The 12,383-nt window shown below is 43.4% G+C and carries 12 protein-coding genes; 5 read left to right on the forward strand and 7 right to left on the reverse strand.

The annotated features are described in order from the left end of the window. The first annotated feature begins 297 nt into the window (after positions 1-297). A complete protein-coding gene (locus tag AB6D58_RS20145) occupies positions 298-2,718 on the forward strand; it encodes an ATP-binding protein (RefSeq protein WP_136975773.1) in 2,421 nt (806 codons plus the stop codon). A 153-nt stretch (positions 2,719-2,871) separates the two neighbouring features. Here AB6D58_RS20145 and groL read toward each other — a convergent pair whose 3' ends face one another. Both groL and AB6D58_RS20155 read right to left on the reverse strand, forming a co-directional pair. Beyond that, on the reverse strand, positions 2,872-4,518 hold the full coding sequence (groL, locus tag AB6D58_RS20150) for a chaperonin GroEL (RefSeq protein ID WP_017061290.1): 1,647 nt from the start codon (positions 4,516-4,518) through the stop codon (positions 2,872-2,874). A gap of 206 nt (positions 4,519-4,724) precedes the next feature. Beyond that, positions 4,725-5,015 carry a co-chaperone GroES gene (locus AB6D58_RS20155; protein WP_010433998.1) on the reverse strand — a complete coding sequence of 97 codons (291 nt, stop codon included), beginning with the start codon at positions 5,013-5,015 and terminating at the stop codon, positions 4,725-4,727. A 218-nt stretch (positions 5,016-5,233) separates the two neighbouring features. Here AB6D58_RS20155 and AB6D58_RS20160 point away from each other — a divergent pair, with 218 nt between their 5' ends. Then, a complete protein-coding gene (locus tag AB6D58_RS20160; RefSeq protein ID WP_017067999.1) occupies positions 5,234-6,583 on the forward strand; it encodes an MATE family efflux transporter in 1,350 nt (449 codons plus the stop codon). A gap of 62 nt (positions 6,584-6,645) precedes the next feature. Here AB6D58_RS20160 and AB6D58_RS20165 read toward each other — a convergent pair whose 3' ends face one another. Continuing rightward, entirely contained in the window at positions 6,646-6,942 is a 297-nt protein-coding gene (locus AB6D58_RS20165; protein ID WP_017067998.1) for a HigA family addiction module antitoxin, read from the reverse strand. After that, the gene (locus AB6D58_RS20170; RefSeq protein WP_017067997.1) at positions 6,942-7,220 is read right to left on the reverse strand and encodes a type II toxin-antitoxin system RelE/ParE family toxin; all 279 of its coding nucleotides are present in this window, start codon (positions 7,218-7,220) and stop codon (positions 6,942-6,944) included. Before AB6D58_RS20170 ends, AB6D58_RS20165 begins: the two co-directional genes overlap by 1 nt. Positions 7,221-7,375: 155 nt before the next feature. On the opposite strand from AB6D58_RS20170, the gene AB6D58_RS20175 reads away from it, so the two are divergent. Both AB6D58_RS20175 and AB6D58_RS20180 read left to right on the forward strand, forming a co-directional pair. Next, entirely contained in the window at positions 7,376-7,861 is a 486-nt protein-coding gene (locus AB6D58_RS20175) for a methylated-DNA--[protein]-cysteine S-methyltransferase (RefSeq protein ID WP_017063159.1), read from the forward strand. 108 nt (positions 7,862-7,969) lie between these two features. Further along, positions 7,970-8,158, forward strand: coding sequence for a hypothetical protein (locus AB6D58_RS20180; RefSeq protein ID WP_017063158.1), 189 nt, complete (start codon positions 7,970-7,972; stop codon positions 8,156-8,158). A gap of 15 nt (positions 8,159-8,173) precedes the next feature. Here AB6D58_RS20180 and AB6D58_RS20185 read toward each other — a convergent pair whose 3' ends face one another. The 3 genes from AB6D58_RS20185 to gpmM all read right to left on the reverse strand — a co-directional run bounded on the left by AB6D58_RS20185 (position 8,174) and on the right by gpmM (position 10,752). Further along, positions 8,174-8,497: a nucleotidyltransferase family protein gene (locus AB6D58_RS20185; RefSeq protein WP_372158226.1), complete on the reverse strand. Its 324-nt coding sequence runs from the start codon at positions 8,495-8,497 to the stop codon at positions 8,174-8,176. Continuing rightward, positions 8,487-8,933 carry an HI0074 family nucleotidyltransferase substrate-binding subunit gene (locus AB6D58_RS20190; RefSeq protein ID WP_372158228.1) on the reverse strand — a complete coding sequence of 149 codons (447 nt, stop codon included), beginning with the start codon at positions 8,931-8,933 and terminating at the stop codon, positions 8,487-8,489. Before AB6D58_RS20190 ends, AB6D58_RS20185 begins: the two co-directional genes overlap by 11 nt. A gap of 286 nt (positions 8,934-9,219) precedes the next feature. After that, a complete protein-coding gene (gene gpmM / locus AB6D58_RS20195) occupies positions 9,220-10,752 on the reverse strand; it encodes a 2,3-bisphosphoglycerate-independent phosphoglycerate mutase (RefSeq protein ID WP_372158230.1) in 1,533 nt (510 codons plus the stop codon). Positions 10,753-11,073: 321 nt separating this feature from the next. Between gpmM and AB6D58_RS20200 the strand changes: the two genes are divergently transcribed. Continuing rightward, the gene (locus AB6D58_RS20200) at positions 11,074-12,075 is read left to right on the forward strand and encodes a sugar transferase (RefSeq protein ID WP_372158233.1); all 1,002 of its coding nucleotides are present in this window, start codon (positions 11,074-11,076) and stop codon (positions 12,073-12,075) included. Positions 12,076-12,383: the final 308 nt, after the last annotated feature.

Consider the following 12,383-nt stretch of genomic DNA (forward strand, 5'->3'; position numbering starts at 1 on the left):
GTTAAGAGCAGATGCGGGATTCGAGTGAACGAGATGCGAAAAGCAAAAAAAAACAGAGACCGAAACCTCCGCTCTAACGCTTATTATTCCAAACAAAAATCTAGGCGAGAAAATCAACATGTTTCACAAGCTTATAGCCCACACACTTATTGCCGCATCTAAAGCGATGTCATCCTAAAAAATTTATTGATAAAAGCTCAACAGACCTCAGGTATTCAAAAACTAATGTTCGTAAAATTCTGAAAATAAACTAAATTCTAATATAGGAATAGAACGATATGAAACAGTGGGAATAGCATGATTAAGGAACCTACGAATAAACAGACCATTAAAGCGATTATTTCGCGTGGTTTTTTGGCTATCGTGTTATTTTTAGGCCTCTATATCTATGTTAGCCATGCTCTGAAGAACAAAGAGCAGGACATGATTAATCTCCAGCTCAGTCTTTCTGAAGCTTATAGCGTTATGCTCTCTGTCAGACGACAAGAGCAGCAGTTTGTTTCCACAAGGCAACCAGAGATTCAAGAACAACTCAATATAAAGCGAAGTCAGCTGATCGAAAAGCTGGCTGAGATCGATGGGAAAATCGTACGAAGCGACCTCAATATTTCTTTTAATTATGCCAAAGTTGTCGAGTATCTCGACGAGTACCACACCGCCTTTACATTATTAGCCCTTGAGTTAGTCAGCATACATGGCAAGAGGGACCAAATTGGGCTCATTGAGAAACTAAAAAATGCAGCGTTGACACTTGAGCGCTTCGTACATGAATCCAATAATGTGCAGCTTGAAGAATTGACTTTAGAAACACAAGATCTCATGTATCAGTTCTTTACCGATTTTGATCAGACAACATTAGATAAGATTGTCGATTCATTGTTCAAAATCCAAGATGAAATAGAACAGAATTCCCGAACGATCAGTGCATTAGCTTCGTTTAATAATTTTAAACGCCACTTTTGGCGATTGCAGCGAGGGTTAAAGAGTGTCGGGTACAGCTCTGATAGCGGCCTCAAAGGAGAACTCACCAGCAGTATTTATCATGTTGAAGATGAGCTCAACTTACTTTTCACCGAAACACCCAAGCAGATCGCAGAGAGCCTGACGCAGATAAAGTCGTACAGCTACTTATCGACAGCCGCATTAGGAGGGGTGACGTTACTGGTGCTGCTTTATGTTGTGTGGCGTGCCAGTCAACTTGAAACTCAATTGATTGTTTCACAAGAGAAAGCACGACAAGCAAACCGTGCAAAAAGTGCCTTTCTTGCCAATATGTCTCATGAGATACGGACACCGCTTAATGGCGTGATTGGTATGTCAGAAATACTGGCAGAAACCAAACTATCCGCAGAACAGAAAGACTGCCTTGGGACTATCTATACCTCTTCTCAAACCTTACTTATGTTGATCAACGATGTTCTCGATCTGTCCAAAATTGAATCGGGTAAACTGGAAATTAATCCACATACGACAGACTTAAGAGAGCTGCTGTTTGATAGCGTGACTCTGATTTCTTCTAAAGCTTATCAAAAGCAGATTAAGTTGGAAGTTGAAATTGATGGCGAGCTCCCAGAGTACATTCATGTTGATGGGAATAAAATTCGCCAAGTGTTGATGAATTTAGCCTCAAATGCGATCAAATTTACAGAACAAGGCTCTATCGTATTCACCGCTAAACGGCTTCCATCATTGGAAACAGAGTGTGTGGTCGAGTTTTCTGTTCGAGATACGGGTATTGGTATCGCAGCAGACCAACAAGAGCACATTTTCAAAGCGTTTTGCCAAGAAGATACCAACATCACCTCCAATATTGCGGGGACCGGATTAGGGCTTAGTATTTCGTCACGTATGGTGGAAATGATGGGAGGCTCGATAAACGTTGAGTCAGAGAAGGACGTGGGCAGTTGCTTTCATTTCCAATTAACCGTAGTGCCATCAGATCATTCTGAACATAAAAATCGTAAACAAACCGTTGTCTATTATTCAGATGCGCCATCGAAACTTTTACTCGATGACTTGTTCCGCCTTGGTTACTCACCACAACTAAAATCAATCGAAACAAACTTGGCGGCAACTGACCTCCCAGAGATCGCTTTGATGGAAGATATTAACCAAGCCAAAACACTGCATCGCTTAGCACCAGAGGTGAAAATCATCATAGTGAAAGATAATCTTAGTGATCCTATGAGTGAGTGTCATTTTATCTCAGGCTATGTGACTCTTCCTATGCTCGGTTCCCGCTTAAGTAGCATGTTGAACTCCGTGCTTGAAAGGTCACAGCCACAACCCCCTCAACATCAACCTGAGCCGATAGAAGCGACTGTACGTCAAAAAGTCCTCATAGTTGAAGATAACCGCGTAAATCAGAAGGTGGTATGTATCAATTTAGATAAGTTAGGGATTGACTATTTGATTGCCAATGATGGACAAGAAGCGATTGATTTATATCGAGAGCATCATCAAGACATCGGCCTTGTTTTGATGGACTGCATGATGCCGAATGTAGATGGCTTTGAGGCAACAGAGCGAATCAGGCGCTATGAAGAAAACCTGCAACTTCAGGCAACACATATCCTCGCTTTAACGGCATCCGTGCTCGATGATGATATTAAACGTTGCTTCGAGTGTGGAATGAACGATTATCTTCCAAAACCATTTAAGCGTGACATGATGCTGCAAAAAATTGATGAACAACAGTTTACGCACAAGGCAGGCTGACCAAGGAGCTTTGGAAAAAAAGAGTGATGGTGAAGCTGAAATACAGATACGGGATGCGAATAAATAAGGCTTAAGAGCAAAAAAACGGAGACCGAAGTCTCCGTTTTCTAAAGCTTATGTGTGACTTTCTCTGCTATAGAGAAAGGGGGATGATTACATCATGCCACCCATACCACCCATACCGCCCATGCCACCCATATCAGGCATTGCAGGGCCAGAATCTTGTGGCTTATCAGTGATCATCGCTTCTGTTGTGATCATAAGACCAGCAACTGACGCTGCGAACTGAAGTGCAGAGCGAGTTACCTTAGTTGGATCTAGGATACCCATTGCAATCATGTCGCCGTATTCGCCAGTCGCCGCGTTGTAACCGTAGTTACCTTCGCCAGCACGAACGTTGTTAGCAACAACAGATTCTTCATCACCTGCGTTCTTAGTGATTTGACGGATAGGCGCTTCCATTGCACGTAGTGCAACACGGATACCGACGTTTTGCTCTTCGTTGTCGCCTTCAAGGCCAGCAACTTTAGATGCAGCGCGGATAAGTGCAACACCACCACCAGCAACCACACCTTCTTCAACGGCAGCGCGAGTTGCGTGAAGTGCATCTTCAACGCGGTCTTTCTTCTCTTTCATCTCAACTTCAGTTGCAGCGCCCACTTTGATTACTGCAACACCGCCAGCTAGCTTAGCTACGCGCTCTTGAAGTTTCTCTTTGTCGTAGTCAGACGTTGCATCTTCGATTTGTTGACGGATTTGAGAAACACGACCTTGGATCATTGTTTCTTCGCCCGCGCCATCGATGATGGTTGAGTTTTCTTTAGTGATAGTTACACGCTTAGCTTGACCTAGGTCTTCTAGCGTTACTTTCTCTAGGTCTAGGCCGATCTCTTCAGAGATAACCGTACCGCCAGTTAGGATAGCGATGTCTTGCAGCATAGACTTACGACGGTCACCGAAACCAGGCGCTTTAACAGCAGCCACTTTAACGATGCCACGCATGTTGTTCACAACTAGAGTTGCAAGCGCTTCGCCTTCTACATCTTCAGCGATGATAAGAAGTGGACGAGATGCCTTAGCAACCGCTTCTAGAGTCGGAAGAAGTTCACGGATGTTCGAAACTTTCTTGTCGATAAGAAGAATGAATGGGCTTTCTAGATCAACAGAACCCGCTTCTTGGTTGTTGATGAAGTAAGGAGATAGGTAACCACGGTCGAACTGCATACCTTCAACTACGTCTAGCTCGTCTTGTAGAGCCTGACCTTCTTCAACCGTGATTACGCCATCACGACCTACTTTTTCCATCGCTTCAGCAATGATGTTACCTACTGTCGAATCAGAGTTCGCAGAGATAGTACCTACTTGCGCGATAGCTTTTGTATCTGCGCATGGAACAGAAAGGCCTTTTAGCTCTTCAACTGCAGCGATAACTGCTTTGTCGATACCGCGCTTAAGATCCATTGGATTCATGCCAGCAGCAACGGCTTTTAAGCCTTCAGTGATGATTGCTTGAGCAAGAACTGTTGCTGTAGTCGTACCGTCGCCCGCCGCGTCATTCGCTTGCGAAGCCACTTCTTTAACCATTTGTGCGCCCATGTTTTGGAACTTGTCTTCAAGTTCGATTTCACGTGCAACTGAAACACCATCTTTAGTGATAGTCGGTGCGCCAAATGATTTGTCTAGAACAACGTTACGGCCTTTAGGACCTAGCGTTACTTTTACTGCGTCAGCCAGAACGTTTACACCTTCTAGCATTTTAATACGTGCGTCATTACCAAATTTAACGTCTTTAGCAGCCATCTTAATTTCCTTTCAAATTCTTTGTTTCGGGGCGTCTCAGCGTTATCGCGTCATTCTGAACAGTGAGGGACGAACGTGATTCAGAATCTACTCAAATCGCACTCTGTTTAGATTCCAGATAATTCGTTCCTCATTTCTGGAATGACGATATGAATCATCCAATACTGGCTCTGATAACTTTTACTGAGAGTTAAATGAAAAATAGATTACTCGACGATCGCCATGATGTCGTTTTCAGACATAATCAGAACTTCTTTGCCGTCGATTTTTTCAGTTTTCGTGCCGTAACCTTCAGCAAAGATAACGGTATCGCCAACTTTTACGTCCAACGGTTGCACTGAACCGTTTTCTAGAATGCGGCCTTTGCCGACAGCTAGAATGATACCGCGAGTCGATTTTTCTGCGGCAGAACCAGTTAGAACGATGCCACCAGCAGATTTAGATTCAACTTCTTGGCGCTCAACGATAACTCGGTCATGTAGAGGACGGATATTCATCGGTCTTATCTCCTGATAATTTCCATTTAAATTTTGATAGTTGCCACGATTAGCGTGGGTCAAACAATATGTTGGGGGCGATGTGAAAGATCCCAAGGGGGGAACGAAAAAATTGTGAGCTAAAGTGCAGATTCTCACCCCTCATCTTTCCCTGCTTTTCGTTTACTCGTATCCCGCATCTGTTTATCCTACGCTTTTGGTTTCTATCGGCGTTTTGCATGCAAGATAAGCACGGGCTATTAACTGCCCCAATTGAGAGTACATTGCGTACCATGACCATACCGACCATATTCGGTATGGTGGCGATCTTGATGTTTAACTTGGTCGATACCTTCTTTATCTCACTGCTCGGCACACAAGCACTTGCAGCAGTGAGCTTTACCTTTCCAGTCACCTTTGCCATCAACTGCATCACCATGGGGATTGGTATTGGCTTATCGACATGTATCGGTCGATTGCTTGGCCAAGGCAGCGCACAAAATGCAGCACGCTTTACCTGCCATGGATTATTACTCGCGCTACTTCTGGTCTGCTGCGCTTCCGCTGTTGGCATTATCTCACTCGACCCCTTATTTACTTTATTGGGTGCCGAAGCGGAGTTACTGCCTCTGATCTCTGAGTACATGCTGATCTGGTATATCACCATTCCCCTATTAGTGATCCCAATGGCAGGCAACAGCGCTATTCGTGCCAGTGGCGATACCAAAACGCCTGCTAAAATCATGATGCTGGCAGGGTTAATCAACGGCGTTCTCGACCCTTTGCTTATTTTTGGATACGGCCCCTTCCCTGAACTAGGGATTCAAGGTGCTGCAATTGCAAGTGGTTTCAGTTGGTTTGGCGCTTTGTGTTGCTCGCTGTACATCTTGATTAAACGAGAAAAGCTTCTGGCTTTACCGAATATCAAAAACATCCTTAGCGATTGGTATCAAATACTGACTATCGGCACTCCTGCGGCACTGTCCAATGCGCTCAATCCATTAGCGGGTGCCATCATAATGATGATGTTGGCCAAACAGGGAACCGAAGCCGTTGCTGCTTATGGTGCTGCTCAGCGTATTGAATCCATTCTTATCATTGTGTTGATGTCTCTGACTTCAGCCCTTACGCCTTTCATGGCGCAGAACTTTGGCGCAAACAACTCTCAACGCAGCTTTAAGGCATTGTTTCTCAGTATGCGTTTTGCTGTGATGTTCCAAGGTTTGATTTTCTTAATGATGGTGCCGTTGAGCATCCCCTTAGCTGCCCTGTTCTCTCAAGAAGAATCCGTACGAGGCATTTTGTGGCATTACTTGTTGGTCGTCCCCTTTAGCTATGGATTCCAAGGTATTGTGATGATGCTGATCAGTGGAATGAATGCCATGCATCAACCACTCAAAGCCTTTCAATGGAGCTTCATGCGTTTGTTTGTGTTTACCTTGCCCTTTGCGTGGATAGGCAGCCAAATTGATGGTGTCGAAGGGTTGTTTATTGGTTTAGCCTTGGGGAACATCATGGGTGGTATTTCAGGGTATTGCTTTGCACTTCGTGTGAGGGCTAAAGCAGATGCGGGATACGAAGAGGGATAGTACAAACCAAAAACTGAAAGACAAACGCTGACTACGCAGCGCTTAGTCCATCTTCGTTATATTTATGTCGCTAGAGCAAAGTTGATCGTATTTACCTTCGCTAGATTAACGTTCTGTTTTGCTTGCCACAGATCATAGTGATCCTGCATTGTTAACCAACTCTCCGGGGTTCTACCCAGTGACTTAGAAAGACGTAAAGCCATTTCAGGAGAAACTGCACTTTGGCCTTTAAGAACACGATTCAGCGTAGAAGGGGATACATCAAGCTGCTTTGCAACAAAACGACAGCTATAACCAAACGGTTCCATATATAGGTCATAAATAAACTCACCTGGGTGAGGAGGGTTGTGCATACTCATTAGTGATAATCCTCATAATTTAAAATATAGGCATTACCATCAATAAATTCGAAAGTAATACGCCAATTACCATTTACTGTGATTGACCAAATACCATCTCTATCCCCTTTTAATGGGTGAAGCTTAAAGCCAGGTAGATCAACATCATCAATAATGGTTGCAGTATCTATAGCTGCCAACTGCATCCTAAGCTTACGCTCATGCTTAGCTTGAATACCGGCTTTACTGCCAGTCTCAAAAAACTTTTTGAGACCTTTATGCTTGAATGTTTTAATCATACAGAGAGTGTAGCGTGTTGCGCATCATGAATCAAATTTCAAGCAGCTTAAGAGCAGATGCGAGATTCGGGTAAACGGGATGCGAAGAGCCTCAAAAACAGATACGAGATTCGAAGAGCTTGAGAGCAGAAAAAGACTAAAAAAAGGAAGATGACATGGAAGACACCACTTACAAAATGTTCTATGACGCACCAATTGGCAAGATGATCATTGTTAGCAATGGTGTGTCGCTTATTGAAATTGACCATGTAAATCACGAAGAGCTAATGATTAGCAATCCAGATGACCTTTGCCAACTGGCAGCGAAACAGTTAGATGAGTACTTCGCAGGTCATCGAATAGAATTCGATTTGCCATTAAGAGCGATAAAAGGCACTGACTTTCAAAAAGTAGCTTGGCAAGCTTTAACAACCATTCCTTATGGCGAAACCATCAGTTACGGTGAACAAGCGAAAATAATGGATAACCCAAAAGCAGTAAGAGCTGTGGGTGGTGCAAATGGCAAGAACCCATTTAGTATTGTTGTGCCTTGCCATAGAGTCATCGGCGCGAATGGAACATTAACCGGCTACACCGGCGGTATGAATCGCAAAGAGTGGTTGTTAGATTTTGAGCGTTCGATCTTAAATAAAAAGAAGTAAACCTTATCTCACTAGATCAATAATATAAAATTTCGCCATCAAGAAGCGCCATTATCACCAGACAACATATAGTCTATATTTAAAATTTCATACCAAGAGGTGATAGTAATGTCCACTGATACGATTGAATCTTATGAAGATCGAAAGCGTAGAGATGGAGCTATAGCGCTAATGAAACTATTATCGTTTTCTATTGATGATAAAAAACATGACCGAGTCAATTCAGGTACTCAGATTCGAGATAAACTGGCAAAACGTAAACAATCGGTTCAAGAATCAACATCACCGTTACGCTGATAATAATACGTTCGGTTACTTTAGTTTAATCCCATAAGTGTCAATATGGGCAAGTAGCTCATTCGATGTAATTCTATGTTTAACGAGCAAGTCAACCTTGAACGGAAGTGACGATTGTTCTAAACGATCTTGCAAGCCTGCGACGACACTTAACGAAATCCCATGCCCCTCGATAACAATATCGATGTCGGAGTTATCTTTATAAGTTCCAAGGGCTCTAGAACCGAATACCCAGGCATGAATGACTAAAGCATGACTCAAAACAATATCCTCAATCAGCTGATACTGATGAGGCTTAAGGCCGACCGAGTCTGGTTTAACCAAATAACTATCGATCACATTTAACCTCTTGTTCGCATTGACCCTCTTGATCACATTTAAGCTTTAAATAGAGTGTGACTTGCCCTATCACTGGTGAAAATGACTCTAAGATCAATGACTGAGCTTCAAGGACATTTTCCTCATCATAGGTGTGGGACAATAAATTTCGTTTTATGAGTGCTTCAAGCATCATCTCACACTGCTCCGAAGACAGGTGCTTAGCTTCTAAGGCCGTACGAAAAACGCTCCTCGGCGAAGCCACATCAAACCCTTCAAACTCAAGTAAGTCTTTAAGGGTCTTCCATGTCAGTTCGAAAGAAAATTCAAAAGTTTGTACTAACCCAGCGAGCTCTAACTCATTGTAGCTATCTTGTGAGCACGCTCTCTCAAGCCTTTGCTGCGCTTTCATTAAGTTTTGCAGTCGTTGCTTCCAGCGGTCTGGGTTTGAGTTCATATACACAGCCTAGAGATAAGGTAAAAGATAAGTATAGTATGAGCCTTAAGCTACCTAATCATTCAAGCAATGTCACTCTTTCGATATTCATCAAGACTGTTCTTTTCGTCTTTTGTTTAAGGTCGTGCCCTTATGTTCTCCCCTGCATGTTTTTCTTACCCAATTCCTGCCCTTAAGCTCTTCGTATCCCGTTTACTCGCATCCCGCATCTATACTCAAATTCCAGATACAAAAAAACGGCCACACTCACGCGTAGCCGTTCTAGTATTCGATGAAAGTTAAGTGATTACTTAACGATCACATCGCCTGACATCTCAGCAGGGATTGCGATACCAGACAAAGAAAGCATCGTTGGTGCAAGGTCAGACAGCTTACCGCCCTCTTTGAACTCAACGTCTTTGTTACCTACGTAGATAAGTGGCACTGGTAGGTTAGTGTGTGCAGTGTGGATGCCGCCCGTTTCTGGGTTTACCATCATTTCCGCGTTACCGTGGTCAGCTGTGATTAGCAGTTGGCCGTCCGCTTCTTTGATTGCTTCAACCACTTTACCAAGACATTCGTCTAGCGACTCTACCGCTTTAACTGCTGCATCGTAAACGCCAGTGTGGCCAACCATGTCACAGTTAGGGAAGTTACAAACGATAGCGTCGTATTTGCCGCCTTTGATTGCGGCAACAAGCTTTTCAGTTAGCTCTGGTGCGCTCATTTCTGGCTGTAGGTCGTAAGTTGCTACTTTTGGAGAAGCAACAAGTTGACGCTCTTCACCTTCGAACTCGTCTTCGATACCGCCATTGAAGAAGAAAGTAACGTGCGCGTATTTCTCTGTTTCAGAGATACGTAGCTGCGTTTTACCTTCCTTCGATAGCCATTCACCGTAAGTGTTCTCTAGAGAAGCCGGTGGGAATGCACATAGAAGCGGGATGTCTGCTGCGTATTGAGTCAGCATCACGAAATCGATCGCTGGGAATACGTTACGAGCAAAACCATCGAAATCAGGAACGAATGCACGTGTAATTTCACGAGCTCGGTCAGCACGGTAGTTCATGAAGATAACTGCATCGCCATCTACGATAGCGGCAGACTCTTCGCCTTCAGCTTTGATTTCAGTCGCTTTAACGAACTCATCGTTTTCGTCACGAGCGTAAGCCGCTTCTAGGCCAGCCACAGCAGTGTCGAATGTGAACTCAGCTTTTGCTTGAGTCAGCAGGTCGTAAGATTCTTGAACGCGATCCCAGTTGTTATCACGGTCCATTGCGTAGTAACGACCAATAAGCGAAGCCACACGGCCTTTGCCTAGCTTAGCGAATAGCTCTTGGAAACGTGCCAGTGTGTTTTCTGCGCTACGTGGCGGCGTATCACGGCCGTCTAGGAATGCGTGTAGGTAGATTTTCTCTGCGCCACGCTCTGCTGCCATTTCAACAGCTGCGTAGATGTGGTCTTCATGAGAGTGAACGCCACCTGGAGACATAAGACCCATGATGTGAACCGCTTTCTCAGCTTTCACCGCTTTGTCGATAGCGTTAACTAGCGTTTCAGTTTTGCCAAACTCGCCATCTGAAATTGACTTGGTAATACGAGTAAGATCTTGGTATACCACGCGACCCGCGCCGATGTTGGTGTGACCCACTTCAGAGTTACCCATTTGACCATCAGGTAGGCCTACATCTAAGCCAGAAGCCGAGATTAGCGTGTTAGGTTGGTTAGCAATAAGACCGTCTAAAACTGGAGTCTTAGCGTTCGCGATAGCGTTGTCTTGGTTGTCTTCACGGTAACCGTAACCGTCAAGGATCACTAGAGCCATTGGCTTCTTAGCTGACATAGGACTGACCTCGTTCAATTCAAAATAAATCGGTATAAAAACAAATTAGCGTAATTTTACTACAGTTTACAGTCAAAACTGTAGCGGAAGATCAAGAAAGGGCGCAGGTAGGATGATCGAATGTGAAAAAAAGCGTCATTTTGTGTTTAAGGCTTAACAATCTCTTTATATGATACTGGTTGAAATTGATGAGTAGATCATAATCAACAGCATGTACATTAAAGCACTTTTAACGTAAGATGCACGCAATTGAAAAGTCGCTATTGATATGTATACAACTTCGGCTAAATATCCCTTAAACAATTATAAAGCAAACTTATAATGAAAAACTCAGTTGCTCTAAAACAGGCTCACCCATCAGAACTTTCCGATACAACCGTTGAGGCAGAGTCAGATCACCAGGCTCTACAAACCCTATCATCAGAAAGTAAATCGACACTCCACATATACGCACCCGAATCGTGTTTAGATACCCTTCGTTCTGTTTTAGCTCGACATGACATTAAACACGACATAAACAATTACTCAATAAGAGACTTTAAAGGTGAAACTTTATGTCACTTTAGAAGTATGGAACTAAGTGAAGAACACCGTGCTTTTTTGATCGGTGCAACAGAGCTTGGTGCTTGGGTCGAGCCGTTAGCTAGCTACTTTGATAGAACGCTTGGTTATACGGAAACGGAGCTGCTCCACAGCGGGTACTTTCTGCACCAAAAAGCCTTTTCAATTCTGTCAAACAAAAGAAATGTTAATGAAAAGCGCTTTATAGACCTACTGTTCGTTTTCATGATCGGTTTGATTGCGATTCCTATCGGGCTTTTAACTGCTGCATTAATCAAACTTGAATCACCAGGCCCTGTCTTTTTTAAACAACGACGAACTGGCCAATACAATCAAGAATTTGAAGTTATCAAATTCCGTTCGATGCGTAACGACGCAGAAAAGAATGGTGCTCAGTGGGCAACGAAGAATGATGCTCGAGTAACTAAAGTCGGTAACTTTATCCGCAAGACTCGTATTGATGAACTGCCACAGTTGATCAACGTATATAAAGGTGAGATGTCGATGGTGGGCCCACGTCCTGAACGTGAGGTGTTTATTGAGGATCTAGAAAAAGAGATTCCATACTACCGTTTTCGCCATGCAGTAAAACCCGGAGTAACAGGTTTAGCTCAAGTAAAATACCCATACGGCGCCTCTGTTGAAGACGCAATTTGGAAGCATAAATTTGATATTTACTACATCAAACACCAGAACTGGCGCATGGAATTGAAGATTCTCTTCTTAACCGTTAAGACCGTTGTTTTTGGAATGGGGAGGTAAAAATCACGTTTACTAGCGAGTGAAGGTGTGACCATACCAGGGCAAGATCATGAAAACCCCTTATGGAATAAGGGATGACGTGAAATCATATTTCCACTAATTTGTACACTGAAGTCACAACAAATTCAATACATTCAAGATCGATTTGATGATCAGATTTAGGTGTGATCATATACTGTTTTTTAACAGCAGATATTTAGCCATAATGAATGGATTAAGCCTTTTGGACCATATTTCAGTTATTCGAGACCCTCGCCAAGCTTGGAAAATAGAGCACACGCTAACCGACATTATCTTCTTAACAATTG

This window comes from Vibrio sp. 10N.239.312.D08 (assembly GCF_041466145.1).
Taxonomy (GTDB): Bacteria; Pseudomonadota; Gammaproteobacteria; order Enterobacterales; family Vibrionaceae; genus Vibrio; species Vibrio crassostreae_C.